Genomic DNA, 25,302 nt, shown 5'->3' with positions numbered 1-25,302 from the left:
ACCTGTGAAGATCGGCCGGAATTAGACGGGGGACACCCGATTTCGGTTCCTGTGATCTATGTCACATACTCGCCGTGATCGTCCGCTAACGGAACTTTCTTCCCGCAAGCCGCAAACCCCATTTACCCTGCAAAAACAGCCGCAACACGGGACGGCCTCTGACAGATAACGACGAGGTAACGGGGGTAACGGGGCCTTCCGAATCGTCCAGACCGGGTTTCACCTGCGGAGATCACCGCGCTATGTTCCTTGCAATCCCTTTACTGACGCATGGGCCGCGTGTTGCGACCCACGACAGACCAAGGAGCAGTTCCCTTGAAGCGCATCCTCATCCCCGCCGGTGGCGCCATCCTGGCTACCGGCCTTCTGGCCGCGGGCCTGGCCGGCTCGGCTCAGGCCACCTCCGACGTCGCCAAGGACAACATGGCGACCACGGCGGCCAACGCCAAGGCGATCGCCGAGTTCTGGGCGGAGAACAACGGTGCTGCCCTCAAGGCCGCCAAGGAGTCCAACGTCTGGGACAAGTCCGACGTGGCCAAGCTCCAGACCAAGGGCGGCTACAGCTCGGACACCAAGCCGGGCTCGACCGCCCCGATCGGCGAAGAGAAGAAGACCACCGCCAAGGTTCAGAACGTGAACCTGCCGAAGACCATCGGCAAGGTCTTCTTCGTCAACGGCAAGGGCGAGAAGAAGTGGTGCTCCGCCACTTCCCTCCAGTCCAAGTACCGCAACCTGGTCGCCACGGCCGGCCACTGCGTCTACGACACCGGCTCCAACAGCGATGTCATGAGCAAGTGGGTCTTCGTGCCGGGCTACTACCAGGGCAAGGCCCCCTGGGGCATCTACGTGGGCAAGACCGCCTACACCCACTACGACTTCGACGTCTACGAGGACTACGACCGCGACTACGCGTTCGTCACCGTCTACAACGGCGTGAGCATCGGCAACGGGACCACCAAGAAGGTCACCAAGGCCGAGTGGGACAAGTTCCAGGGCGTCAAGGACGCCAAGGACGAGGAGATCACCGCTTCTGAGTACCAGAAGTGCAAGGACCTCAACGGCGGTGAGACCCCCGACTGCTGGGCCAAGGCCAACACGACCGAGGACCTGGTCGGTCCGGACTACAAGGGCGCCATCAAGGTGCTCAAGGAAGTCTCCAAGGAGCAGTTCGACGCCGCCCCCGTCGGCCAGAAGAACGGCGCCAAGGCCAACCGGGCCACGGTCACCGAGCACGTGACCGAGTCGCAGTACAAGAGCTACGACGGCCCCGGGTACCGGAAGATCGACGACAAGGGCAACTTCACCATCACCCACTACTTCCTCAAGTACTGGGTGAAGAAGACGTCCTCGGTGAAGTACTACCGGACCACGTTCTTCATCGTGGAGGGCTACGTCAAGGACGCCGGTCGCCTCGGCGACAACGTCGGCGGTCAGGGCTTCGCCTGGAACCAGCCGACCGGCAAGTACGTCCGCGTGTTCGGCTACCCGGCCGCTCCTCACCCCGACGGCAACAAGAACTACACCGGCGTCACGCCGAAGTGGTGCTACGGCAAGACCACCAAGAAGCTGGTCGGTTCCGCCGCCAAGAAGATCGAGGAGCACGTGGCGCTCAAGTGCGCCATGACCGAGGGCGCCGACGGTGGTCCGTGGCTGTACAAGTACAGCAACGCCAAGCGTCTCGGCTACGTCAACGGCGTCACCAGCACCTTCAACGACCAGGACGGCAACGGCCGCGTGGACTACATCTCGTCGCCGTACTTCGACGGCGAGACCAACACGGTCTACAAGGCCGCGGCCTCCAACTGGTCCGGCAAGATCGTCTAAGTGACACACCGCGATCGGTCATGAACCGTTCGTAAGAAAGGGCCCGGCCTCCAGCCGGGCCCTTTCTGCGTTCCACCCCTAATGTGAAGGCCTTTGGACGCACGCCGGGCCCAGACGGTGCCATCAGAGCACTGTGATCTGTGTCACACTCCCTGCGGAGCGGAGATCTCGAGAACGCCGGCGCTCAGCGGACCGCCCTCACAACTCCCTTATGTTGATCAGGGCAAATGACCGCAAGGGCCGCTTCTCTCGACTCCTGCCCACGAGCCGCCTAAACATCACAGAACGATTACGCCCGACTTGTCGCCTCTTTTCCTTCCAAAGCGACTACCCGAGCTCAAGATCAACACTGTATGTTCCTGGCTATCCCTTTACTGACGCATGGGACGCAAGAGGCGTTCCACGACAGCGCAAGGAGTTACCTTGAAGCGCATCCTCCTCCCCGCCGGTGGCGCCATTCTGGCCACCGGTCTGCTGGCTGCTGGTCTGGCCGGCACGGCTTCCGCCTCGGGTGTCGTCGACGACGCGCCGCTGACCCCGAACAACAAGGTCGCCGAGACTGTTGACTTCTGGCTCAAGGCGAACGGCGCTGCCCTGCGGGCCGCGTCGGTCTACCGCTACGACTACAAGGAAGTCAACAAGGTCGTCATGAAGGGCGGCTACACCCCGGACACCAAGCCGGGCTCGACCGCCCCGATCGGCGAAGAGAAGAAGTCCGCCGTCAAGGTTCAGAACGTGAACCTGCCGAAGACCATCGGCAAGGTGTTCTTCGAGGGCCGCGACGGCAAGCTGTACTGGTGCTCCGCCACCTCGATCCAGTCGACCTACCACAACCTGGTCTCCACCGCTGGTCACTGCGTGTACCAGACCGGTGCGAACGGGCACGTCCTCGACAAGTGGGTCTTCGTCCCGGGTTACTACCAGGGCAAGGCTCCTTGGGGCATCTACGTGGGTAAGCAGGCCTTCACCCACTACGACTTCGCCAACTACGAGGACTACGACCGCGACTACGCGTTCGTCACCGTCTACAACGGCATCACGCTGGGCAACGGCGACAAGAAGGTCGTGTCCAAGGCCGACTGGGACAAGTACGAGGGCATCAAGGACGCCGTCGAGGTCGAGATCTCCCCTGAGGAGTACAAGAAGACCGTCGACCTGAACGGTGGCGAGTCCGCGGACGCTTGGGCCAAGGCTGGCTCCAAGGTTGACTACGTGGGCCCCGACTACAAGGGTCCCAAGGAGCTCACCAAGATCGAGGTCTCCGCGGAGCAGTACAAGGCCGCCCCTGAGCACAAGGGCCCCTGGGACAAGATCGCCAACGGCGCGCGGCTCTTCGCCCAGACGGAGAACGTGACCGAGGCTGAGTACAAGGCGTACTCCGGCCCGGGCTACCGGAAGCTCGACGACAAGGGCAACTTCACCATCACGCACTTCTACGTGGCGCAGTGGGTGAAGAAGACCAACGACACCAAGTACTACAAGACGGTCTTCTACATCTTCTCTGGCTTCAGCAAGGACGTCGGTCGCCTCGGCGACAACGTCGGCGGCCAGGGCTTCGCGTGGAACCAGCCGACTGGTAAGTACGTCCGTACCTTCGGGTACCCGGGTGGCGAGCACCCCGACGGCAGCAAGCCCTACACGGGTGTCACGCCGAAGTGGTGCTACGGCAAGACCAACACCAAGCGTACGGTCGTCGCGGCCATCAAGGCCGAGGAGCTCGTGTCGCTGAAGTGCGCGGTCACCCCGGGCTACAACGGCTCCCCGTGGCTGCTCAAGTACAGCAACGCCAAGCGTCTCGGCTACGTCAACGGCGTCACCAGCGCCGTGTTCGGCGACCTGGACGGCAACAACCGGTACGACACGATCTACTCGTCGTACTTCGACGGCGAGACGGCTGCCGTTTACAAGGCTGCCGCGGCCGTGTGGTCCGGCAAGGTCGGCTGACCTTAGTCTGTCCGTCCCTGGAGCTGGGGGTCCAAACCTCAGACCAACTGCTTTACCCGAAGGGCTCGGCTTCTGCCGGGCCCTTCGGCCTTTTAGCAGGAAAACCGAGAGAGACCCTTACCAGAGTTACAAATGTGTCGATAGGGTCTTTACGCTGTTTCTTGACAATCGCTGTGGAGCCCCCCGTTGAAGCGCCTGCTCATCCCCCTCGCCGCCGCCGGCCTGACCGCCGCCACCTTCGCCTTCCCCGCCAGCGCGGAGCCCAGCTGGGCCACCGACCCGCTCGCGCCGAAGCCCGCTGACGCCTACAGCAGCGCGAACTTCTGGCTCGACGCCAACGGCGCCGCCCTGCGCAAGGCCACCCAGTACTACTGGGACTTCAAGAACGTGCCCAAGCTCGTGGGCGCCCAGAGCAAGACCCCCGACGACGGCAAGCCCGGCCTGACCGCACCCACCGGGTCCGTCGCCACCGCCACCAAGGTGAAGAACGTCAACCTGCCGAAGACCATCGGCAAGGTCTTCTTCGTCGACCGCTCCGGCAAGTACCGCTGGTGCTCGGCCACCTCCATCCAGTCCCGCCACCGCAACCTGGTCGTCACCGCCGGCCACTGCGTGTACGAGCGCGGCAAGGACGTCTTCCGCAAGTGGGTCTTCATCCCCGGCTACTACCAGGGCAAGGCTCCGTGGGGCATCTACGTCGGCGCCTACGCCTTCACCGCCTACGACCTCGACGTCTATGACGACTACGACGGCGACTACGCCTTCGTCGCCGTCCACAACGGCTACTCCCTCGCCGGCTCCAAGCAGGTGAGCAAGGAGGAGTACGACAAGTGGTACGGCGACAAGTGGGCCAATGACGTCGAGATCACCCAGGCCGAGTACACCAAGTGCGTCGACCTGAACGGCGGCGAGTCGGCCGACTGCTGGGCCAAGCTCGCCACCACCAGCGACGTCGTGGGCCCGGACTACCAGAACAAGAAGCGCGCCTTCAAGGAAGTCGACAAGGAGGAGTACGACAAGGCTCCCACCGGGACGGGCAACGGCGCCAAGGAGCCGGCCAAGACCGTCGTCGACCAGGTGACCAAGGCGGAGTACGACGCGTACAAGGGCCTCGGCTACCGCAAGCTCGACGAGCGCGGCAACTACACCATCACCCACTACTACCTCGGCTACTGGGTGAAGGAGACCACGAAGACCCTCTACTACAGGACGGTCTTCACGGTCGGCGTCGCCAAGGACCTCGGCCGGCTCGGTGACGTCGTCGGCGGCCAGGGCTTCGCCTGGAACCAGCCCATGGGCCAGAACGTCATCGCCTTCGGCTACCCGAGCGCCCCGCACCCCGACGGCGACAAGCCCTACACCGGCCTGACGCCGAAGTACTGCATGGGCAAGACCGCCACGAAGACGTACCAGATCAACACCTTCAAGGTGGAGACCCACCAGGCGCTCAAGTGCTCGATGACGCCGGGCGCCGACGGCGGCCCCTGGCTGATCAAGTACAACAACAACAAGCGCACCGGTTACGTCAACGGCCTGACGAGCACCTTCGCCGACCAGGACGGCAACAACCGGATCGACTTCATCAGCTCGCCGTACTTCGACGGCGAGGTCGCCGACGTCTACAACCAGGCGAGCCTGGCCGAGACGAAGGCCATCGTGAGCCCGAAGGGCGAACTGCTGCAGTAGCCCGGCAGAGCGGCCCGGAGCGTCCCGCGTGGACGCTCCGGGCCGTCCGCTTTTCCTCAGACCGCCGCGAGCTGGCGGGTGGCCTCGTGCAACTCAGCCACCGCCCCCTCATGTTTGTACGGCTCCAGCCGCCGCCGCAGGTCCGCGGCGTAGGACCGGGACCGGGCGGACTGCAGCTCACCGGCGAGCGACAGCGCCCTGGAGGCGACCACGCAGGACTGCTCCAGCTCCCCGCACTGGAGCAGCCCGGCCGCCAGCAGGGACAGGTTGAACATCCGCCCCCGCACGAAGCGGGAGTCCATGTCGAGCGAGCGCCGCGCGTGCTGGACGGTCCGGTGGCCGTCACCGAGGTCGCGGAAGCAGTGGGCGAACTTGGCGGACAGGTAGGCCTCGTCGAAGTAGCCGAGCCACGAGGGCTCGTCGGCGGGCTTGCGGACCCCGAAGAAGTGCTCGGCCTGGTTGAGCGAGGCGCCGCAGGAGCGGGAGTCGCCCCGCGCCGCGTGCGCGTGCGCCTCCAGGACGTGCGCGGAGGCCAGCAGGGTGCCGACGCCCGCGCCGCGGGCCGCGAGCTGGGCCGCCCGCGCCAGGTCGAGCGCGTGGTCCGGCTGGCCCATGTAGATGGCCTGGTGGGCCATGCCGGCCAGGATCTCGCCGCCCAGGGTCTGGTCGCCGGCGCCCCTGGCCAGGCGGAGCGCCTGGATGAGGTAGCGCTGCGCGAGACCGTGCTGCTCCATGTCGTAGGCCATCCAGCCGGCCAGCCGGGTCAGCTCGGCGGCGGCCGCCGCGAGCTGCCGGCCGGTGGCGTCGCCGTAGAGGCCGTCCTTGAGCAGCGGCGTGACGGCGGTGTCGAGATATTTGATGACGGACGCGCGGACCCGGCCGCTGCCGAAACGGTTGTCGAGCTCCCCGAAGGACCGGGTCACCTCTTGGATGGCGGCGATGTCGGCGCGGCCGACGCGCCGCGCCCCGCCGCCGCTCGGGCGTCCCTCGGGTGGGGACGTCAGCCAGCGGACGGCTCCGACCGAGCCTGCTCCGATGGCGAAGGTCGAGTCGATCAGGAACCGCCGTCTTTCCACGTCGGCCCGCCACAGTGCGGTCACAGTCGCGACCCCCTCCTGCCAGGTGTGCGTGAACTCCTGTCCAAGATCGAGGGGCGTGACGACGGCGGGCATGCCCAGGTCTTCCGTGGTGACCGGCCTGCCCAGGCGCATCGCGAAGATCTCCGTGAGCAGTCCGGGGACCGGGTCCCTCGGTCGCTGGCCACCGATCCAGCGCAGCACCGAACTATGGTCATATTTGAGGCCCGGAGTGCCGCGGGCGGCACCCAGGTCGTTGAGGCGCCTGGCCAGTCCCTTGTGGGAGAAACCCGCCTCCGCGATGAGCTGCTGCAGCAGTCGGTTGGGCTCGCGTTCCATCGCTCTCCTCTGCACAGGAGTCGGCGCCCACGGTCATTACAGAGAGCTACAGTTATAGCACCTTGGGTAAAGGATGAGGACCGTTCTCAAAGGTTGCCCCAAGTCTCTGCAACAACTTCCCCCAGCAGCTTCCTGCAGCTCGACCGTCACCACCTCAACGCGGCGGCGGGCGGGGCCCGCAAGAGCCCCGCCCGCCGAAACCACTGCAGCATGCCGATCAGAGCCGGGCGACCCCGTCGGCGCGCGCCTGGGCGGCCACCGCGGCGGTGACGGCGGGCGCGACGCGCTCGTCGAAGGGGCTCGGGATGACGTACGTCGCGGCGAGGTCGTCGCCCACGACGGCGGCGAGCGCGTCGGCCGCGGCCACCTTCATGTTCTCGGTGATCGTGGAGGCCCGCACGTCGAAGGCGCCCCGGAACACGCCGGGGAAGGCCAGCACGTTGTTGATCTGGTTGGGGAAGTCGGAGCGGCCGGTCGCGACGACCGCGGCGTGCCGGGCGGCGACCTCGGGGTGGACCTCGGGGGTGGGGTTGGACAGGGCGAAGACGATCGAGCCGTCGGCCATGGAGGCGATGGCCTGCTCGCTGACCGTCGAGCCGGACAGTCCGACGAACACGTCGGCGCCGGCCAGGGCCTCCTCGGTGGAGCCGGTGAGCCCGGACCTGTTGGTGTCGCGGGCGAGCGCCTCCTTGACCGGGTTGAGCCCCTCCCTGCCCTGGTAGATCAGGCCCTTGGAGTCGGAGACCGCGATGTCGCCGATGCCGGCCTCCAGCAGGATGCGGGTCACCGCGACGCCGGAGGCGCCCGCGCCCGCGACGACCGCCCGCAGGTCGCCGAGGGTCCGGCCGGTCAGCCGGGCGGCGTTCTGGAGCGCGGCGAGCACCACGATGGCGGTGCCGTGCTGGTCGTCGTGGAAGACGGGGATGTCGAGCAGGTCGCGCAGGCGGGCCTCGACCTCGAAGCAGCGCGGCGCGCTGATGTCCTCGAGGTTGATGCCGCCGAACGACGGCGCGAGCCGCGCCACGGTCTCGACGAGCGCGTCGACGTCGGTGCAGTCGAGGCAGATGGGCACGGCGTCGATGCCGCCGAACTCCTTGAACAGCAGCGCCTTGCCCTCCATGACGGGCATGGCGGCCGCCGGGCCGATGTCCCCGAGGCCGAGCACGGCGGTGCCGTCGGAGACCACGGCGACGACCCTGGAGGCCCAGGTGTAGTCGTGGGCGAGCGCCGGCGTCTCGGCGATGGCGGTGCAGACCCGGGCGACGCCGGGCGTGTAGGCGAGCGACAGGTCGTCGGCGTCGCGGACCGGAATGGTGGAGCGGATCTCGATCTTGCCGCCGCGGTGCAGCGCGAAAGCGGGATCAAGATCGAGGTTTTCGACGGATGAGGAACCTGGCGCAGAAGCGGGCGTGACAGCCACAGCGACCCCTGGAGTCATCGGAAGCGGAACAACCTTCGGCGGATGATCGCGAGCGGGATGGCTTCTGTAGCTGCCAGGGTCCCCTCGGCGTCATCTCGTGATGGGGGTTCGGGGGTCACCCGTCACCCCATAGTGCCACATCGTGAGACGGTGGTCCGAGCCAGCGTCCCCGCTGGGGCACCATGGGGCACCCGGATGGACGGTTCGAGGCCGTTCCGTTGACGCATCGTTAAACCGCCGATGACGGAACGGCGCAAAATCGCATCTAAACTGCACAAAACGCAAGTTCTGTGGCTTTTCACTTCCTAGGAGGCCGTACATGGCCCTCAGCCCCAAGGGCCGCCGTGGCTACGCCGCCGGCGCGCTCGCCCTGACCGCCGCTCTCGCCCTGTCCGCGTGCGGCAGCGACTCCGGCTCGGGCGGCGCCGACACCAGCGCCAGCGCCGGCACCGGCTCGGGCGCCGCCGCGGTGAAGCTGGTGCAGCCCGGCAAGCTCACGGTCTGCACCAACATCCCCTACGAGCCGTTCCAGTTCAAGGACGCGAGCGGCAACGTCGTCGGCTTCGACGTCGACATCGTCGACCTCGCCGCCAAGAAGCTCGGCGTCACCCAGAACATCGTGGACATCGACTTCGCGGTGATCAAGAGCGGCGCCGCCATGGCCGCCGGCAAGTGCGACGTGGCCGCCGCGGGCATGACCATCACCCCCGAGCGGGCCCAGAACATCACCTTCTCCGACCCGTACTTCGACGCCACGCAGGCCCTGCTGGCCAAGAAGGGCACGGGCGCGAAGTCCCTGGAGGACGTCAAGGCGAAGGGTCTCAAGCTCGGCGCCCAGGCCAGCACCACCGGCCTCGACTACGCCAAGAAGCAGGGCTTCAACCCCACCGAGTACGCCGACTCCCCCAAGGAGCTGCTGGCGCTCCAGGCCGGCCAGGCCGACGTCATCATCCAGGACCTGCCGGTCGTGCTCACCTGGCTGAAGAAGCCGGAGGTCGCCGAGAAGTTCGAGCTGATCGCCAGCCTCGACACCGGCGAGCAGTACGGCATCGGCCTGAAGAAGGACGCCGACCCGACCCTCGTCAAGACCATCAACGAGGAGCTGGCCAAGGCCAAGCAGGACGGCACCTACGAGAAGATCTACGTGAAGTGGTTCGGCAAGAAGCCCGGCGAGCTGGGCTGATCCATGACCGACCTGCCCAAGACGGCTGAGCCTGTCCGCGCCAGGCTCAGCCCGCGGAAGAAGCAGCAGATCAGCCGCGCCGTCCAGTACGCCGTGCTGGTCGTCGCGCTGGTCGCCGTCATCCTGTACGCCGACTGGGGCAGCCTGGCGCAGAACTTCGCCAAGCCCGACGTGGCCGGGCACGCACTGCCCGAGCTGTTCACGGTCGCGTTGCGCAACACGATCATCTACGCGGTCGGCGGGTTCGTCTTCGCGTTCGTGCTGGGGCTGCTGCTGGCCCTCATGCGGCTGTCGCAGGTGCGGCCGTACCGGTGGATCGCGATCGTCTACATCGAGATCTTCCGCGGCCTGCCCGCGCTGCTGATCTTCCTGATGATCACCTTCCTGCCGCTGGCGCTGCCCGGCTTCCAGGTGCCCTTCGGCACGTACGGGCAGGGCATCCTCGGCCTGGGCCTGGTCGGCGCCGCCTACCAGGCGGAGGTCTTCCGCGCGGGCCTCCAGGCCGTGCCCAAGGGCCAGACGGAGGCGGCCAGGTCGCTCGGCATGTCCGCCACCCGCGCCCAGGTGACAGTGATCATCCCGCAGGCCATCAGGATGGTCATCCCGCCGACCACGAACCAGTTCGTGGCGCTGCTCAAGGACTCCTCCCTGGTGCTGTTCCTGGGCGTGTCCGGCGAGTACGTCGAGCTGGCCAAGTTCGGCAACGACCTGGCCTCCCAGTACGCCAACGCCACGCCGATCATGGTGGCGGGCGTGACGTACCTGATCGTCACCATCCCGCTGGGATACCTCGCCTCCCGGCTGGAGGGGCGCAAGGGGAGGAAGCGATGACGCACGCCATCGAGATCGCGGACCTGCACAAGTCCTTCGGCGACAACCAGGTGCTCCAGGGCATCGACCTGACCGTGGAGCCCGGCCAGGTGGTGTGCGTCATCGGCCCGTCGGGCTCGGGCAAGTCCACCCTGCTGCGCTGCGTGAACCTGCTGGAGACGCCCACCAAGGGCAAGGTCTTCGTGGAGGGCGTCGAGGTCACCGACCCCGACGTGGACCTCGACGCGGTACGCCGCCGCATCGGCATGGTCTTCCAGCAGTTCAACCTGTTCCCGCACATGACCGCGCTGCAGAACGTCATGATCGCCCAGCAGCGGGTGCTGAAGCGGAGCAGGAGCGAGGCCGAGGCCGTCGCCAGGGAGAACCTGGAGAAGGTGGGCGTCGCCGACAAGTGCGACACCCATCCCGGCCAGTTGTCGGGCGGGCAGCAGCAGCGCGTCGCGATCGCTCGCGCCCTTGCCATGAACCCCGACCTCATGCTCTTCGACGAGCCCACCTCGGCGCTCGACCCCGAGCTGGTCGGCGACGTGCTCGCCGTCATGCGCAAGCTGGCGGAGGAGGGCATGACCATGCTCGTGGTCACCCACGAGATGGGCTTCGCCCGTGAGGTGGCCGACCGGGTGGTGTTCATGGACGGCGGCGTCGTCGTCGAGGACGGCCCGGCGTCCCAGGTGATCGGCGACCCCGCCCAGGAGCGGACGAAGACGTTCCTGCGGCGCGTGCTGCACCCCGAGGGCTGATCACGGTGGGGGCTCCGGCGCGGGCCGGAGCCCCCACCGGGCGTGTAATACTCCGGCATGGACCTGACCTCTTACGCCGCGTGGGCGGTCCGGCTCGTCAACGATCTCGTGCCGCCGCCCGAGCTGATCCGGCTGCGCCAGGAGCTGGCCGCGGTCTTCGACGTGGCCGGCGACGAGCGGGCCGTGGCCGAGCGGCTCAACGCCCTGCTCGTGCGCTATCCCGTACGGCCCCAGCTCTCGGCCCACGACGGCGGGCCCTGGCACCTGCACCTGGCCGAGGACCCGGCGGCCACCGCCGCGATGGGCCTCGCCGCGGTCGTCGCGGAGCTGGGCGCGGACCGGCTGGGCCGCTGCCGCGAGCCGCGCTGCGGCCGGGCCTTCCTCGACACCTCCTCCAACCGCTCCCGCCGCTACTGCTCGGCCCGCTGCGCCAGCCGGGCCAACGTGGCCGCCTACCGGGCCCGCCGCCGCCAGGAGACGCCCTAGGCCGTCCTGAGCCGCTCCAGGCCGCCCTGTGGGCCGCGCTCACCGCCGCCGGCGGACCAGCGGCCAGTACCGCAGCACGACGCGCCCCACGATGTCGTGGACCGGCCCGAAGTCCCAGCTGTCCCGCCGGCCGCTCGCCCGCTGGTTGTCGCTCTCCAGCCACCATCCGTCCGCCCCGTGCCACTGCGCCCGTTTCACGATGAGCCGTTCAGGTTCGCCGGGCAGCCGGGCCACGACCACGTCGCCGGGGCGCACGGGGACGTTCCTGCGGACGAGGAGCCAGTCGCCGGGGACCAGACCGGGTCGCATGGAATCGCCCTCGACACGCACTCTCATGGGCTCTACCCCCCACTCCGCCGCCTTCCGGACCCGAGTAAGGTCGGTTGTGGACCAAGCTGATTCAGCATCCAGGAAGGACTTTCCGATGCTCGCACGACTGCTACGACCCAAGCACGTCGCCTCCGCGCACTGCGACCTGCCCTGCGGGGTCTACGACCCCGCCCAGGCCCGCATCGAGGCCGAGTCGGTCAAGGCAATCATGGAGAAGTACGCGGCCAACGAGGACCCGGTGTTCCGGGGCCGCGCGCTGCACATCAAGGAGGAGCGCGCCGAGCTGGTCAAGCACCACCTCTGGGTGCTCTGGACCGACTACTTCAAGCCGCCGCACCTTGAGCAGTACCCTCAGCTCCACCAGCTCTTCTGGGACGCCACGAAGCTCGCGGGCGCCGCGGGCGCCAAGGGCACGGTCGACGTCGCCAAGGCGGACGAGCTGCTGGGCAAGATCGACGAGATCTCCAAGATCTTCTGGGAGACCAAGGCTGCCTAAAACGGCACAAAGGCTCTGCGCGGTCCACGACCGCGCAGAGCCTTTTCTGTAGATGGCGAGTCTGATTCGTCCAAGCACCTCTCCGGGGCGGTAAGTTGCAGTTGGCGTCGGATATGCGAGGAGGAACGTGACCGAGGAAACCGAGACGCGCGCGCAGGGCGTGGCCGGCATCCGCGACGTGGTGAGCATCCGGCTCCCCGCCGCGAGCGCCTACCTGTCCGTGCTGCGTACGGCCACCGCTGGGCTGGCGGCGCGGCTGGACTTCACGCTGGACGAGATCGAGGACCTGCGGATCGCGGTCGACGAGGCGTGCGCCATGCTGCTCAACGAGGCGGTGCCCGGCACCGACCTCACCGCCGAGTTCGAGCTGACCGGGCAGGAGATGCAGGTCAGGGTCGAGGTGGCGACGGTCGGAAGTTCCGCGCCCAAGCGTGACGACTTCGCCTGGATGGTGCTCACCGCGCTGGCCGACGACGTCGACGCGGTAACCGACAGCGCCGACCGCATGGCCATCGTCCTCCGTAAGCGCCGAGGGACGGCCCAGAGCACGGCGGGGCCGGCGTGACGGAAAGGACTGGAGCCATGGCCACCAGCGAACACGCCGTGCCCGACAGGGTGCGCGCCCGTCAGCTCTTCGCCGAGCTGGCCGAGCTGGGCCCCGAGGAGCCGCGCCGTCAGCGCATCAGGGACGAGCTGGTCGAGCTCCACCTTCCCCTGGTCGAATACCTGGCTCGCCGCTTCCGCAACAGGGGCGAGTGGCTGGACGACCTGACCCAGGTCGCCACCATCGGTCTGATCAAGTCCATCGACCGTTTCGACCTCAACCGCGGCGTGGAGTTCTCCACCTACGCCACGCCCACCATCGTCGGCGAGATCAAGCGGCACTTCCGCGACAAGGGCTGGGCGGTCCGCGTGCCGCGCCGCCTGCAGGAGCTGAAGCTCTCGCTGACCAAGGCCATAAGCGATCTGTCGCAGCGCGAGGGCCGCGCCCCGACGGTCGCCGAGCTGGCCGCCTACCTCAAGATGACCGAGGAGGAGGTGCTGGAGGGGCTGGAGTCGGCCAACGCCTACTCGACGGTGTCCCTCGACGCGCCCGACTCCGGCGACGACGACGCCCCCGCGGTGTCCGACTCGCTCGGCATCGTGGACGAGTCGCTGGAAGGCGTCGAATACCGCGAGTCGCTCAAGCCGCTGCTGGAGCGGCTGCCGCCGCGCGAGAAGCGCATCCTGCTGCTGCGGTTCTTCGGCAACATGACGCAGTCGCAGATCGCCACCGAGCTCGGCATCTCACAGATGCACGTCTCCCGCCTGCTCGCCCGCACCCTCGCCCAGCTGCGCGAGGGCCTGACAGCCGAGGACTGACGGGTCAGGGCTGCTCGCGAACGTCGATGAGACGGCCGGGCAGCTAGGCCGCGTGCTGCTCGTCGCCGTAGAGCGCGTGCGTGGTGGGCGGCGCCAGCAACGCGACCAGCCCCGCCAGCGCGGCCACCAGCAGCGGGACACCGAGCTGCGGCAGGTCCGACTCGAAGAGCGTGTAGATCACCGGCAGCAGGAAGATCTGGGCCACCACACCGGGCGCGCGGCCCCACCGCTCCATCCTGAACAGCCCGCCCCAGGCCACCCAGAGCAGCCCGGCGCCGATCAGCACCCCGAACGCCGCCTCGGCGATCGCGCTCGTCAGGTGGCCGGGCCTGCCGACCACGGTCTCGACGGCGACGAAGACGCCCAGGCCGAGGGCGAGCAGCCCCTCCAGGCTGACGACGGCGGCGGCGATCACGAGGGTGAGCGGACGACGGTTCACGCCCCGTACCCTACCTCCCCGAGGCCACTGAAGCGGGTCCCCGATCAGGGGCTACGCTGGCGGCATGCGCGCGATGCTGCTGGTGAACCCCAAGGCCACGACCACGAACGCCCGCACGAGGGACGTCCTCATCCGCGCGCTCGGCGCGGCCGTGGAGCTCGCCGTCGAGGAGACCCGCTACCGCGGGCACGCCGCCGGCCTGGCGGCGACCGCGCGCGACAAGGGCTACGACGTGGTGGCCGTGCTCGGCGGCGACGGCACCATCAACGAGACCGTCAACGGCCTGCTCAACCCGGTGAACGGCGACGGGCCGCCGGCGCCGCAGGACGTGCCGGACGATCCCAGCACCCGCCGCCCCGCGCTCATCGTCATCCCCGGCGGCAGCGCCAACGTCTTCGCCCGCGCGCTCGGCCTGCCCAACGACCCGGTCGAGGCCACCGGCGCGGTGCTGGAGGCGCTGCGCGAGGGCCGCCGGCGGACGGTCGGCCTGGGCCAGGCCCTCTGGGAGGGCCAGAGCCGCTATTTCACGTTCTGCGCGGGGATGGGCTATGACGCCGAGGTCGTACGGGCCGTGGAGGGCCTGCGAGGCACCGGCAGGAAGGCTACCCCCGCCCGGTATGTGAACACCGCTCTACGCCACTATCTGGCCACGGACAAGCGGCATCCCGCGATGAAGGTGACCGGCCCCGGCATCCCGGCGGCCGAGGGCGTCTTCATGGCGATCATCTCCAACACCTCACCGTGGACGTACGTCGGCACGAGGCCCGTCCGCCCCACCCCGTGGGCGAGCTTCGAGACCGGCCTCGACCTGCTCGGGCTGCGCCGGATGGGCCCGGTCGCGCTCACGCCCCTGATCCAGCACATGCTCACGGAGAGTGAGGCCCTTCCGTCGGGGAAACACCTCGTCCAGCTCCACGACGAGGCCGAGTTCACGCTCACCGCGCACCGTCCCGTGGCCTTTCAGCTGGACGGCGACTACCTGGGCGAACGCGAGTCAGTGACCTTCCGGTCTACCCCGAACGCATTACAAGTGTTGGTCTAGCTGGTTACATTCGGTCATTGTGTGACGCATCCGACATCCATAACGGCCAAAACTTCGCGCAAACCCTCTTGCGTGCACTCTGCGTGGCTGACAGGCTCAGACTGACGTCGGAACGTAGGACCTTTAACAACCCCTAGGCCCTTCGACCGTCAGCGGACGACCCCGGTCCTCGACAGGATTCGGGCCATCGTTCGCTGGAGTTAGTGAAACTCTTCACAAAGTAGTAGCCGCACGGAGCCGACCAAAGGCTTCATCTACTAAGGAGTGGACGCATGGACTGGCGCCACCGAGCTGCCTGCCGTGACGTGGACCCCGAGCTGTTCTTCCCGATCGGCAACACCGGCCCCGCCCTCATGCAGATCGAGGAGGCCAAGCAGGTCTGCCGTTCCTGCCCGGCGGTCGACGCCTGCCTGAAGTGGGCCATCGAGTCCGGCCAGGACGCCGGCGTGTGGGGCGGCCTCAGCGAGGACGAGCGTCGCGCGCTCAAGCGCCGCGCCGCCCGTGCCCGCGCCCGCGCGACCGCCTGACCCCCACCTGCACAAGCGACCTCAACCGCTCGCCGGACGCGGGATCGAGAGCACGACCTCGGTGCCGCCCGCGGGGCGCGGCTGTACGGACAACCTTCCCGACAGCTCCCCCTCGACCAGCGTACGGACGATCTGCAGCCCCAGACTGGTGCTGCTGTCGAGGTCGAAACCCTCGGGCAATCCCCGCCCGTCGTCCCAAACGGTGACGTTGAGCCGGTCGAGCGCCGGCTCCACCACCACCTCCAGCCGCCTGGGGCGCCCATGTTGCAACGCGTTCTGCAGCAGCTCGGTCAGCGCCATGGCCAGCGGCGTGGCGATGAGGGACGGCAGCACCCCGAACGCCCCCACCCTGCGCGGCGTCACCGCCGCCTCCGCCGCCGAGACCTCGCCGGCCATCGCGATGACGCGGTCGGCGATCTCGTCGAAGTCGACGAACTCCTCGGGCGCGTGCGACAACGTCTCGTGCACGATCGCGATGGACCCGACCCGGCGCACGGCCTCCTCCAGCGCCTCGCGGCCCTCGGGCACCTGCAGGCGGCGGGCCTGGAGCCGGAGGAGCGCCGCCACCGTCTGCAGGTTGTTCTTCACCCGGTGGTGGATCTCGCGGATCGTGGCGTCCTTGGTCATCAGCTCGCGCTCGCGCCGCCGCAGCTCGGTGACGTCCCTGATGAGCACCAGCGCGCCGATGCGGCCGCCGCCCACGATCAGCGGGATGGCCCTGAGCTGCACGGTCGTGCCGCCGGACTCGACCTCGGTCTCCTTGGCCGCCCGGCCGCTGGCCACGATCATGAGGTCTTCGTTGATCGGCTCGTCGGAGTAGCACAGCGTCGCGGTGACCGGCCCCAGCTCGGAGCCGACCAGGTCGGCGTGCAGGCCGAGCCGGCGGTAGGCGGACAGGGCGTTCGGCGAGGCGTAGGTGACGCGCCCCGCCCGGTCGAGGCGGAGCAGGCCGTCGCCGACCCGCGGCGAGCGGACCAGGATCGGCTCCTCCCCCGAGAACGGGAAGCGCCCCTCGGCCACCATCTGCGCCAGGTCGGAGGCGCTCTGCAGGTAGGTCAGCTCCAGCCGGGAGGGCGTGCGCGCAGAGGACAGGTTGGTGGAGCGCTGGATGACGGCCAGGAAGCGGCCCTCGCCGCCCTCGACCGCGCGCCGGACCGGGATCGTCTCCTCCCTGACCGGCACGCCCGTGGACCAGTCGGGATCGCCCTCGCGGCAGATGCGGCGCTCGTTCCACGCGGTGTCGATGAGGGCCCGCTCGCCCTTGGCCGCCACGCTGCCGACGATGTCGTCGTGGTAGACGGTGGGGCCGGTCGTCGGGCGCATCTGGGCGATCGCGATCCAGCCGCTCTCCCCCGCCAGCGGCGCCCACAGGACGAGGTCGGCGAAGGACAGGTCGGCGAGCAGCTGCCAGTCGGAGACCAGCGAGTGCAGCCAGTCGAGATCCGCCTCGTCAAGAGCGGTATGGCGGGCGACGAGGTCGCTGAGAGTCGGCACGAGTGCATCATGCGTGCTTTCCCCCGCCACGACCAAACCGGCGGCCGGAGCACCGCCGTTCATTTGCCGGACTCCTTTGGGCAATCTCATATTGTGAGAACCGTCACAATGATCGAATCGCCCGAATCCTGCGGCGGGGGCGGGCCCTCGGTGATCACCACGGTCACGCGACGGCGCCGCACCGCTGGTCAGGCCGTGGCGGGGCGCGCCACGGGCGCCGGCGCGGCGGCCTCGGTTGCGGGGAGCCTCGCTGCTGTGGATATCCTTCACCATCAGCCTGAGCAGCCCGGATTCGCGCGTGCCCGGCACCGTACGCGCTCGGTGCCGACCGGCCGCCGCCGCCCGCGGTTGACCTCCTTGGCCAATGTGGGTTCCGATGATCTCGCGGTGATCAGACACGCCTCACCGCCGTGGCAGAAGTGAAGGTGAGCGCGTGACAGACGACAGCCCCCGCGTTCCGAAGTACTACGACGTCAAACGGGCCCTGCTGGAGCTGACCAAGAGTCTGCCGCCTGGCACCGCCCTGCCGCCCGAGCGCACTCTGGCCGTGCGCTTCGAGACCTCCCGCACCACCGTCCGGCAGGCGCTGACCGAGCTGGTGGTCGAAGGGCGGCTGCTGCGCATCCAGGGCAAGGGCACGTTCGTGGCGCAGCCGAAGGTGGCGCAGGTGCTGCAGCTGACCTCGTACATCGGCGACCTGCGCACCGCCGGCCTGGAGCCCGACACCAAGATCCTGGAGATGGGCTACATCACCGCCGACGAGGCCCTCGCCCGCCGCCTGGCCATCAACCCGGGCGGCCGCGTGCTGCGCATCCACCGCCTGCGCCTGGCCAACGGCGAGCCGGTCTCCATCGACACCACCCACCTGTCCGCCCGCCGCTTCCCCCGGCTGCGGCGCGAGCTGGAGGTCCACTCCTCGCTGTACGAGACCCTCCACAACGCCTACAACGTCCGGCTGACGGACGCCGAGGAGATCATCGAGACCGTGCTCGCCACCCCGTACGACGCCAAGGCGCTCGGCGTGGACGTCGGCCTGCCGATGCTCCTGCTCACCCGGCACGCCTTCGACGCCGACGGCCACCCGGTCGAGTGGGCCCAGTCGCTCTACCGGGGCGACCGCTACAAGTTCGTCACCCGCCTGCGCCGCCCCTGACGCCGCGTGGCGGGGATCCACGAGTTGGTCGCCGGCCGCGTCTAGGCTGGCCGGGTGAGCGTACTGATCGTCACAGGCACCGGCGAGACGGTGGGCAAGACCGTGGTGACGGCCGCCGTGGCCGCGCTCGGGCGAGCCAGGGGCGCGGGGGTGGCCGTGGTCAAGCCCGCCCAGTCCGGGCTGGCCGCCGGCGCGCCCGGCGACCTCGACACGGTGATGCGGCTGTCGGGGGTGACGACGACGTTCGAGCTCGGCCGTTTCGCCGAGCCGCTCTCCCCGGCCGCGGCGGCGCGGGCGGCGGGCCTGCCGCCGGTGTCCCTGCCGGCGGTGGCGCTGCTGGTGCGCGAGCTGGCGGAGAGCAACCGGCTGGTGCTCGTGGAGGGCAGCGGCGGGCTGCTGGAGCGCTACGACGAGGACGGCGCCACCATCGCCGACCTCGCGCGGCTGCTGAGCGCCCAGGTGCTCGTGGTGTCCGGCTCAGGGCGCGGGGCGGTCAACCACGCCGCGCTGACCCTGGAGGCGCTGGCCCACCGCGGGCTCGACCTCACCGGGCTGGTGATTGGGCGCTGGCCGGCGGAGCCCGGCCCGGTCGAGCGCAGCACGGCGGCCGATCTGGAGATGCTGGCGGCGCGGCCGCTGGCCGGCGCGCTCCCGGACGGCGTGGGCGCCCTCGACGGGGACGCGTTCGCGGACGTGGCCCGCCGGAGCCTCGGTCCCACGCTGGGCGGCGCGTTCGACCCGTCCGCGTTCCGCCAGCTGATCGGAGGGTGGGGCTAGCCCCACCGTCGAACGGCACACCAAGCCCATTTCGCGTCCATCGCCCCGGTCAATACCGTTGAGGCCATGAAGGTCCCCCGCCCGTGGTCGGCGCGTGCCTGGCTGGACACGGCGCACGTGATGATCGGCCTCCCGGTCGCCGTGATGCTGGCCGGCTCGACGCTGGTCGCGATCGCCGTGCCGCCCGTGCTGCGGGGCGGCCTGCCGCTGTTCACGCGGCTGCAGCGCTCCCGGTTCGAGGCGTTCCTCGGGGCGCGCATCCCGCCCGTGCACACGCCGAGCACCCTGCGCAGCGCGGCCACGTGGCGGCAGATCGGCTACCACCTGCTGTCGCCGGTCGTGGGGCTGGGCGCCGCGGTCCTGGTGGCGCTCGCCTGGGGCGGTGCCGTGGTGGGGCTGCTGGCGTTCCTGCCGGACAAGATCGAGCGGCCGCCGCTGCAGTTCGAGTTCAACCTGCGCGACGGGCGGGTGGTGGCTGTCTTCATGGCCGTCGGGCTCGCGCTGCTGCTGCTCGCGCCGGTGCTGGCGCGCGGGATGGCGGCGCTGGACCTGCTCGTGGCCCGTACGCTGCTCGGCCCGAGCCGTTCGGAGCTCGGGCAGCGGATCGAGACGCTGACCGAGAGCCGGGCGGGCGTGATCGACGCGGCCGACGCCGAGCGCCGCAGGATCGAGCGGGACCTGCACGACGGCGCCCAGCAGCGCCTGGTGTCGCTGGCCATGAACCTGGGGCTGGCCCGCGCCACCCTCACCGACCTGCCGGAGCCGGCGCGGGACGCCATCGCGCAGGCCCACGAGGAGGCCAAGCAGGCCCTGAAGGAGCTGCGGGACTTCGTCCGAGGCCTGCACCCCGCCGTGCTCAACGACCAGGGGCTCGACGCGGCGCTGTCCGGCGTCGCCGCCCGCGCCCCCTTCCCTGTCAAGCTGCGCGTCGACATCGAGCGACGCGTCACCCCGACCATCGAGGCGGTGGCCTTCTTCATCGTGTCCGAAGCACTCACCAACATCGCCAAGCACGCCGCGGCCACGAGGGCCGAGGTGAGCGTGCGGCGCGAGCGCGACCGCCTGCACGTGCTCGTCCACGACGACGGCTGCGGCGGCGCCCGCATGGACGGCGGCACCGGGCTGCGCGGCCTGGCCCAGCGCGTCGACGCCGTGGACGGCGCGCTCCGGCTCTCCAGCCCGCTCGGCGGCCCGACCACGATCGAGGTGGACCTGCCGTGCGCGTAGTGCTGGCCGAGGACTCCGTACTCCTGCGCGAGGGGCTGATCCGGCTGCTCGACGCCGCCGGCATGACGGTCGTGGCCGCCGTGGACGAGGCCGAGGGGCTGCTGCGGGCGGCCGAGGAGCACCGGCCCGACCTGGTGATCACCGACGTGCGGATGCCGCCCACGCACACCGACGAGGGCCTGCGCGCCGCGCTGGTGCTGCGCCGCCAGCAGCCGGGGCTGCCGGTCCTGGTGCTCTCCCAGTACGTCGAGGAGCGCTACGCCGCCCAGCTCCTCGCCTCGGCCGCGAACGGCGGCGTCGGCTACCTGCTGAAGGACCGGGTGGCGGACGTGACCGAGTTCATCGACGCGCTGCGCCGCGTGGCCTCCGGCGGGACCGCGCTCGACCCCGAGGTGGTCGCGCAGCTCATCGTGCGCGGCGACAGCCACCCCCTGGAACGCCTGACGCCCCGCGAGCACGAGGTGCTCCAGCTCATGGCCGAGGGCCGCTCGAACGCCGGCATCGGCCAGGCACTGGTGCTCAGCGAGGGCGCGGTCGGCAAGCACATCGGCAACATCTTCACCAAGCTCGACCTGTCCCCCGCCGAGGGCGACCACCGGCGGGTGCTGGCCGTGCTCCAGTTCTTGAAGATCAGGAGCTCGCCGTGAGGGCACTCTGGCTGACCGCCGGCGCGATGGCGACCGTGATCGCGCTCGTCTGGTCCACGGCGGCGCTCTGGACCGCCTTCGCCCGCGCCCGCGAGCCGGTCGTCATCGGCCTGCGGTCGATCCCGTTCGACGGCGACACGGTGGAGATCAAGGCGACGGCCACGCCGATCAACCTGTCCATCGTGCCCGGCCGGGCCGGCGAGCTGCTGATCAGCCGGTCGCTGAGCTGGTCCAAGGAACGGCCGAAGGTGTCGGAGAACTGGGACCCCGCCGCCGCCACGCTGCGGCTGGGCACCGACTGCCCCGGCTCCGGCCAGCCGGACGGCTCGCTCTGCCAGGCGGACTACACGGTCTTCGTGCCGCCGGAGACCGACGTCGTGGCGGGGACGACCGCCGGGGAGCTCTCCGCGGACGACCTGTTCGGCAGCCTGCGGCTGACCTCGGTCTCGGGCACCGTACGGCTCGACGGGGTCGCCGGGCCGATCTGGGCGCGGACCGGCAGCGGCGACATCGACGCCGGCGGGCTGGGCGGCGAGTCCGCCGACCTGGAGACGGGCGCGGGCGAGGTGCGGATGGCGTTCACCGGCCGGCCGACGTCCGTGCGGGCCGTGGTGCGCACGAGGGGCGACGTCACTGTCGTCGTCCCGCCCGCGCCGTACGCCGTGACGGCCTCCGGCACCAACGTCACACTCGCCGTCGAAAGGGACATGGCCGCGCCACGGAAGATCGAGGTCAGCACCCACACGGGCACGGTGTCGGTGTGCTGCCGGTGAAGGTCTGTTTACGAGTGTGACTGGTTGGTAAGTTCCCGGCATGGAGTCTGCGAAGCATGCCGGTGACGTGGCCGTCGCCGTGTCCAAGGCCTATGGGGCCGAGACCATGTTCACCCTGTCGGGAGGGCACGTCTTCCCGCTCTACGACGGCGCGGTGCACGAGGGCATGCGCATCCTCGACGTACGCCACGAGCAGAGCGCCGTGTTCGCCGCCGAGGCGACCGCCCGGCTGACGAGGAAGCCGGGCCTCGCCGTGCTGACCGCCGGTCCCGGCATCACCAACGGCGTCAGCGGGGTCGCCACCGCGCACTTCAACGGCTCGCCGGTGGTCGTGCTCGGCGGCCGGGCGCCCCAGTCCCGCTGGGGCAGCGGCGCACTGCAGGAGATGGACCACCCGCCGCTGCTCGAACCGATCACGAAGCTGTCGTTCACCGCGAGCGGGGCCGACTCGGTCGGCCAGGACGTCGAGATGGCCTTCCGCACGGCGGTCGCGCCGCACCGCGGCCCGGTCTTCCTCGACTTCTACATGGACCACCTGTTCGCCCCCTCCGAGCCGCACGCGGTGGAGACGCAGACGCCGTCGCCGCTGGAGCCGGACCCCGACGACCTGGCGGCCATCGCCCGGCTGCTGGCCGAGGCCGAGCGCCCGGTGCTGGTCTACGGCTCCGACGTGTGGATGGACCGTGCCGAGGAGGCCGCCCGCGACTTCGCCGAGGCCTGGCGGCTGCCGGTCATCCCGAACGGCCAGGGCCGCGGCATCCTGCCCGCGGGCCACGAGCTGCTCGTGACGCGCGCCCGCGGGCTCGCCTTCGCCCAGGCCGACCTGGTGGTCGTGATCGGCACGCCGCTCGACTTCCGGCTCGGCTACGGCTGGTTCGGCGGCAAGGACGGCGCCCCGCTGGCCAGGGTCGTGCACATCGTCGACGCGCCCTCGCAGCTCGCCACGCACATGCAGCCGGCCGCCAAGGCCGCCGGCGACCTGTCGGTGGTGTTCTGGGGCCTCGGCGCGGCCTGCGGCGACGCCGGGGTCAAGCCGGACGCGTACGCCTCCTGGGTCTCCAAGCTCTCCGAGGCCGCCGCTGCGGCCATCGCGGGCGACGCCGAGCTGCTGGCCGCCGACGCCGACCCGATCCACCCCATGCGCATCTACGGCGAGCTCAACCGGGTCCTGGACGACGACGCCGTGGTGATTGGCGACGGCGGCGACTTCGTCTCCTACGCCGGCAAATACGTCGAGCCGCGCCGCCCCGGCAACTGGCTCGACCCGGGCCCGTACGGCTGCCTCGGCACCGGCCTCGGCTACTCCATCGCGGCCCGCCTGGCCCGCCCGTCCTCGCAGGTGGTGCTGCTGCTCGGCGACGGCGCGGCCGGCTTCTCGCTGATGGACGTCGACACGCTCGTCCGCCACCGCCTCCCGGTCGTCATGATCTGCGGCAACAACGGCATCTGGGGCCTGGAGAAGCACCCCATGCAGCTGCTGTACGGCTACGACGTGGCCGCCGAGCTGCAGCCCAACTGCCGCTACGACCAGGTGGTCACCGCGCTCGGCGGGGGCGGCGAGCTGGTCACCGACCCGTCGGAGATCGGCCCGGCGCTGCGCAGGGCGTTCGACTCCGGCATCCCCTACATGGTGAACATCGCCACCGACCCGCAGATCGCCTACCCCCGCAACACGACGGGGGTCTGAGCGCTATTTGGAGGTGGTCGGGCTGGCCGTCGGGCTCGGCGACTCGCAGCCGCCGTCGATGACGACCATCTTGACCACCTTGCCCACTTCGAGCATCGTCCCGCCCTTCGGCGACTGCGCGGAGATCTTGCCGCAGCGCAGGCCGTCCGTGGTGACCGTGTTGTTCTCGACGCGCGCGGTGAACCCGGACGACTCGACCGCCGCCTGCGCGTCCTGGTAGCGCATGCCGACGAGCTGGGGCACCTCCGCCTTCTTCGCCGTGGACGCCGGCGTGCTGGTGGGGGTCTTCGTGGGGGTCGGCGTGGGCGTCGGGGTCGGCGTGGGCGTCGGGGTGGGCTCCTCCGAGGTCTCCACCGGCTGCGGCCGGGTGGTGACCGTCCTGGGGGTGGGCGACAAGGTGGGCTTCTTCTTGCGCTTGGTCACCGTCGGCGTGGGCGACTCGGCGTCCATGTGATCGGTGCTGGGCGTGACCTGCGGCGGCGCATCGGTGGTCATGCCGGTGAGCGCGACCGCGGTCGCGCCCGCGCCGAGCACCACCACGGCGGCGATGGCCGCGACCAGCCCGCCCCTGCGCGGCGCCTTGGCGGCCCGCCGCCCGCCGCGCCGCTCGGCGATCGTGGTCTGCTCCTGCGCCGGCAGGTGGGCGCCGGTCTTGTACTGCTCGTAGTGGCCGGTCTCGGCGTAGTGGCCGCCCTGCTCGTAATGGCCGCTCTGCTGCGGGTAGTCCGTTGGGGGCGCCATCGTGGCGCCGGTGACGGGCGGCGCCTGGCCGGGGGACGGCTCGGGAAGGGCCGGGGCCTGCCCGCTGCCGGCGGCCCTGGCCGCGTCGCTCATGGCCCTGGCCGACGGGAAGCGCCGGGCCGGGTCCTTCGACAGCGCGATCTCGACCAGGGCGCGCACCGGCTGCGGGATGTCGGCCGGCAGCGGCGGCGGCGCCTCGCGGATGTGCTTGAGCGCGATCGTGACCGCGCTGTCACCGTCGAACGGCCGCTGCCCCACCAGGCACTCGTAGGCGACCACGCCGAGCGCGTAGATGTCGACGGCGGGCGTGACGGGCGCGCCCTCGGCCTGCTCGGGCGCGCAGTAGGCGGCCGTGCCCAGCACCATGCCGGCGTCGGTGAGCCGGTTGGCGAGGTCGGAGCGGGCGATGCCGAAGTCGGTGAGCACGAGCGTGCCGTCGCGCTGCACGAGCAGGTTGCCCGGCTTGACGTCGCGGTGCACGATGCCCTGGTCGTGGACGGCCTGCAGGGCGGAGGCGGCCTGCGCGATGAGCTCCATGGCCGCCTGCGGCGGGATGCGGCCCAGCCGGGCCAGCAGCCGGTCGAGCGGCTCGCCGTCGACGAACTTCATCACCAGATAGACGGTGTCGCCGCTCACCCCGTAGTCGTAGACGTCGACGACGCCGGAGTGGTTGATCGTGGCCATCGCCCGCGCTTCCCCCTGAAAGCGAGCGACGAAGCCGGGGTCCTGCATGCGGCCCGGAAGCAGCACCTTGACGGCGACGGTGCGAGCGAGGACGGTGTCCTCACCCCGCCACACCTCGCCCATGCCACCGGCGCCGATGCGGGTATCCAAGCGATACCGCCCCGCCAGTGTGGTTCCTTGGGCCACCATGATTCCCCCGCTACCCTCCTACCTCTGTAACCTCTCGCCCCCGCGGGTTCCCAACAAAGCGAACTTGTGTCGCGGCGAGGTAACACAGTGGTCACGGAACTCAGAGAGTGTACGACTCACCTGACCCACATGCCACTCAAATGTCTTAAGCCGTACAAACCATATCCTGGGGCCTTGTGGTGGCACTTGTCCGCGTTTCCGGGAA

Annotated in this window: 24 protein-coding genes; 18 read left to right on the top strand and 6 right to left on the bottom strand. The window is 69.8% G+C overall.

The genetic code is table 11. The features are described 5' to 3' along the window. Positions 1-315: 315 nt before the first annotated feature. The 3 genes from AC27IY_RS46260 (at position 316) to AC27IY_RS46250 (ending at position 5,454) form a co-directional block, all read left to right on the top strand. Positions 316-1,824, top strand: a complete 1,509-nt coding sequence (locus tag AC27IY_RS46260) for a trypsin-like serine peptidase (RefSeq protein ID WP_487181837.1) — start codon at positions 316-318, stop codon at positions 1,822-1,824. 423 nt (positions 1,825-2,247) lie between these two features. Further along, entirely contained in the window at positions 2,248-3,768 is a 1,521-nt protein-coding gene (locus AC27IY_RS46255; RefSeq protein WP_487181836.1) for a trypsin-like serine peptidase, read from the top strand. A gap of 186 nt (positions 3,769-3,954) precedes the next feature. Then, positions 3,955-5,454 (top strand): trypsin-like serine peptidase, encoded by a 1,500-nt coding sequence (locus tag AC27IY_RS46250; protein WP_487181835.1) that lies wholly within the window; start codon positions 3,955-3,957, stop codon positions 5,452-5,454. Between the two features lie 56 nt (positions 5,455-5,510). Here AC27IY_RS46250 and AC27IY_RS46245 read toward each other — a convergent pair whose 3' ends face one another. Then, the gene (locus tag AC27IY_RS46245; protein ID WP_487181834.1) at positions 5,511-6,869 is read right to left on the bottom strand and encodes an NsdA family TPR-like regulatory protein; all 1,359 of its coding nucleotides are present in this window, start codon (positions 6,867-6,869) and stop codon (positions 5,511-5,513) included. A 217-nt stretch (positions 6,870-7,086) separates the two neighbouring features. Next, a complete protein-coding gene (locus tag AC27IY_RS46240) occupies positions 7,087-8,289 on the bottom strand; it encodes an NAD(P)-dependent malic enzyme (RefSeq protein WP_487181833.1) in 1,203 nt (400 codons plus the stop codon). 319 nt (positions 8,290-8,608) lie between these two features. Between AC27IY_RS46240 and AC27IY_RS46235 the strand changes: the two genes are divergently transcribed. The 4 genes from AC27IY_RS46235 to AC27IY_RS46220 are packed head-to-tail and all read left to right on the top strand — an operon-like array spanning position 8,609 to position 11,529. After that, entirely contained in the window at positions 8,609-9,472 is an 864-nt protein-coding gene (locus tag AC27IY_RS46235; RefSeq protein WP_344217667.1) for an ABC transporter substrate-binding protein, read from the top strand. 3 nt (positions 9,473-9,475) lie between these two features. Further along, positions 9,476-10,303: an amino acid ABC transporter permease gene (locus AC27IY_RS46230; RefSeq protein ID WP_487181832.1), complete on the top strand. Its 828-nt coding sequence runs from the start codon at positions 9,476-9,478 to the stop codon at positions 10,301-10,303. Beyond that, positions 10,300-11,043, top strand: a complete 744-nt coding sequence (locus tag AC27IY_RS46225) for an amino acid ABC transporter ATP-binding protein (protein WP_364454377.1) — start codon at positions 10,300-10,302, stop codon at positions 11,041-11,043. The genes AC27IY_RS46230 and AC27IY_RS46225 overlap by 4 nt, the downstream gene beginning before the upstream one ends. A 57-nt stretch (positions 11,044-11,100) precedes the next feature. Beyond that, entirely contained in the window at positions 11,101-11,529 is a 429-nt protein-coding gene (locus tag AC27IY_RS46220; protein ID WP_487181831.1) for a CGNR zinc finger domain-containing protein, read from the top strand. Between the two features lie 39 nt (positions 11,530-11,568). Here AC27IY_RS46220 and AC27IY_RS46215 read toward each other — a convergent pair whose 3' ends face one another. Further along, positions 11,569-11,865, bottom strand: a complete 297-nt coding sequence (locus AC27IY_RS46215) for a S24 family peptidase (RefSeq protein ID WP_344217675.1) — start codon at positions 11,863-11,865, stop codon at positions 11,569-11,571. Between the two features lie 88 nt (positions 11,866-11,953). Here AC27IY_RS46215 and sodN point away from each other — a divergent pair, with 88 nt between their 5' ends. The 3 genes from sodN to AC27IY_RS46200 all read left to right on the top strand — a co-directional run bounded on the left by sodN (position 11,954) and on the right by AC27IY_RS46200 (position 13,717). Beyond that, positions 11,954-12,355, top strand: a complete 402-nt coding sequence (gene sodN / locus AC27IY_RS46210) for a superoxide dismutase, Ni (RefSeq protein WP_242375941.1) — start codon at positions 11,954-11,956, stop codon at positions 12,353-12,355. A gap of 127 nt (positions 12,356-12,482) precedes the next feature. Then, complete coding sequence (locus AC27IY_RS46205) at positions 12,483-12,920, top strand: ATP-binding protein (RefSeq protein WP_329590254.1); 438 nt, start codon at positions 12,483-12,485, stop codon at positions 12,918-12,920. A gap of 17 nt (positions 12,921-12,937) precedes the next feature. Next, positions 12,938-13,717, top strand: a complete 780-nt coding sequence (locus tag AC27IY_RS46200; RefSeq protein ID WP_177240539.1) for an RNA polymerase sigma factor SigF — start codon at positions 12,938-12,940, stop codon at positions 13,715-13,717. Between the two features lie 43 nt (positions 13,718-13,760). Here the strand turns inward: AC27IY_RS46200 and AC27IY_RS46195 are convergent, their stop codons facing one another. Beyond that, positions 13,761-14,156: a hypothetical protein gene (locus tag AC27IY_RS46195; RefSeq protein WP_487181830.1), complete on the bottom strand. Its 396-nt coding sequence runs from the start codon at positions 14,154-14,156 to the stop codon at positions 13,761-13,763. 64 nt (positions 14,157-14,220) lie between these two features. Between AC27IY_RS46195 and AC27IY_RS46190 the strand changes: the two genes are divergently transcribed. Together AC27IY_RS46190 and AC27IY_RS46185 are read left to right on the top strand one after the other, a co-directional pair. Then, positions 14,221-15,198, top strand: a complete 978-nt coding sequence (locus AC27IY_RS46190) for a diacylglycerol/lipid kinase family protein (RefSeq protein WP_371251666.1) — start codon at positions 14,221-14,223, stop codon at positions 15,196-15,198. Positions 15,199-15,470: 272 nt separating this feature from the next. Continuing rightward, positions 15,471-15,725 carry a WhiB family transcriptional regulator gene (locus AC27IY_RS46185; RefSeq protein WP_344217683.1) on the top strand — a complete coding sequence of 85 codons (255 nt, stop codon included), beginning with the start codon at positions 15,471-15,473 and terminating at the stop codon, positions 15,723-15,725. Between the two features lie 21 nt (positions 15,726-15,746). Here AC27IY_RS46185 and AC27IY_RS46180 read toward each other — a convergent pair whose 3' ends face one another. Continuing rightward, positions 15,747-17,219 carry a histidine kinase N-terminal domain-containing protein gene (locus AC27IY_RS46180; RefSeq protein ID WP_344217685.1) on the bottom strand — a complete coding sequence of 491 codons (1,473 nt, stop codon included), beginning with the start codon at positions 17,217-17,219 and terminating at the stop codon, positions 15,747-15,749. A 433-nt stretch (positions 17,220-17,652) separates the two neighbouring features. Here AC27IY_RS46180 and AC27IY_RS46175 point away from each other — a divergent pair, with 433 nt between their 5' ends. The 6 genes from AC27IY_RS46175 to AC27IY_RS46150 all read left to right on the top strand — a co-directional run bounded on the left by AC27IY_RS46175 (position 17,653) and on the right by AC27IY_RS46150 (position 23,483). Continuing rightward, the gene (locus AC27IY_RS46175; protein WP_091078782.1) at positions 17,653-18,372 is read left to right on the top strand and encodes a GntR family transcriptional regulator; all 720 of its coding nucleotides are present in this window, start codon (positions 17,653-17,655) and stop codon (positions 18,370-18,372) included. A 54-nt stretch (positions 18,373-18,426) separates the two neighbouring features. Further along, complete coding sequence (bioD, locus tag AC27IY_RS46170) at positions 18,427-19,149, top strand: dethiobiotin synthase (protein ID WP_449958693.1); 723 nt, start codon at positions 18,427-18,429, stop codon at positions 19,147-19,149. Positions 19,150-19,215: 66 nt separating this feature from the next. Then, positions 19,216-20,376, top strand: a complete 1,161-nt coding sequence (locus AC27IY_RS46165) for a sensor histidine kinase (RefSeq protein WP_423446633.1) — start codon at positions 19,216-19,218, stop codon at positions 20,374-20,376. Further along, positions 20,367-21,023 (top strand): response regulator transcription factor, encoded by a 657-nt coding sequence (locus AC27IY_RS46160; protein WP_364454398.1) that lies wholly within the window; start codon positions 20,367-20,369, stop codon positions 21,021-21,023. Before AC27IY_RS46165 ends, AC27IY_RS46160 begins: the two co-directional genes overlap by 10 nt. After that, positions 21,020-21,796, top strand: coding sequence for a DUF4097 family beta strand repeat-containing protein (locus AC27IY_RS46155; RefSeq protein WP_487181829.1), 777 nt, complete (start codon positions 21,020-21,022; stop codon positions 21,794-21,796). Before AC27IY_RS46160 ends, AC27IY_RS46155 begins: the two co-directional genes overlap by 4 nt. A gap of 40 nt (positions 21,797-21,836) precedes the next feature. Then, the gene (locus AC27IY_RS46150) at positions 21,837-23,483 is read left to right on the top strand and encodes an acetolactate synthase (protein WP_423446638.1); all 1,647 of its coding nucleotides are present in this window, start codon (positions 21,837-21,839) and stop codon (positions 23,481-23,483) included. 3 nt (positions 23,484-23,486) lie between these two features. Here the strand turns inward: AC27IY_RS46150 and AC27IY_RS46145 are convergent, their stop codons facing one another. Continuing rightward, on the bottom strand, positions 23,487-25,058 hold the full coding sequence (locus tag AC27IY_RS46145) for a serine/threonine protein kinase (protein ID WP_487181828.1): 1,572 nt from the start codon (positions 25,056-25,058) through the stop codon (positions 23,487-23,489). Positions 25,059-25,302: the final 244 nt, after the last annotated feature.

The sequence above is a fragment of the Nonomuraea sp. B208 genome, assembly GCF_057536035.1.
This window is presented reverse-complemented; position numbering and strand designations above follow the sequence as displayed.

Excerpts from the sequence above, each read along its gene's own strand:
- AC27IY_RS46245 (WP_487181834.1), bottom strand. The coding sequence starts at position 6,869 with ATGGAACGCGAGCCCAACCGACTGCTGCAGCAGCTCATCGCGGAGGCG.
- AC27IY_RS46185 (WP_344217683.1), top strand. The coding sequence starts at position 15,471 with ATGGACTGGCGCCACCGAGCTGCCTGCCGTGACGTGGACCCCGAGCTG.
- AC27IY_RS46235 (WP_344217667.1), top strand. The coding sequence starts at position 8,609 with ATGGCCCTCAGCCCCAAGGGCCGCCGTGGCTACGCCGCCGGCGCGCTC.
- AC27IY_RS46200 (WP_177240539.1), top strand. The coding sequence starts at position 12,938 with ATGGCCACCAGCGAACACGCCGTGCCCGACAGGGTGCGCGCCCGTCAG.
- AC27IY_RS46225 (WP_364454377.1), top strand. The coding sequence starts at position 10,300 with ATGACGCACGCCATCGAGATCGCGGACCTGCACAAGTCCTTCGGCGAC.
- sodN (WP_242375941.1), top strand. The coding sequence starts at position 11,954 with ATGCTCGCACGACTGCTACGACCCAAGCACGTCGCCTCCGCGCACTGC.
- AC27IY_RS46165 (WP_423446633.1), top strand. The coding sequence starts at position 19,216 with ATGAAGGTCCCCCGCCCGTGGTCGGCGCGTGCCTGGCTGGACACGGCG.
- AC27IY_RS46215 (WP_344217675.1), bottom strand. The coding sequence starts at position 11,865 with ATGAGAGTGCGTGTCGAGGGCGATTCCATGCGACCCGGTCTGGTCCCC.
- AC27IY_RS46150 (WP_423446638.1), top strand. The coding sequence starts at position 21,837 with ATGGAGTCTGCGAAGCATGCCGGTGACGTGGCCGTCGCCGTGTCCAAG.
- AC27IY_RS46190 (WP_371251666.1), top strand. The coding sequence starts at position 14,221 with ATGCGCGCGATGCTGCTGGTGAACCCCAAGGCCACGACCACGAACGCC.
- AC27IY_RS46230 (WP_487181832.1), top strand. The coding sequence starts at position 9,476 with ATGACCGACCTGCCCAAGACGGCTGAGCCTGTCCGCGCCAGGCTCAGC.
- AC27IY_RS46220 (WP_487181831.1), top strand. The coding sequence starts at position 11,101 with ATGGACCTGACCTCTTACGCCGCGTGGGCGGTCCGGCTCGTCAACGAT.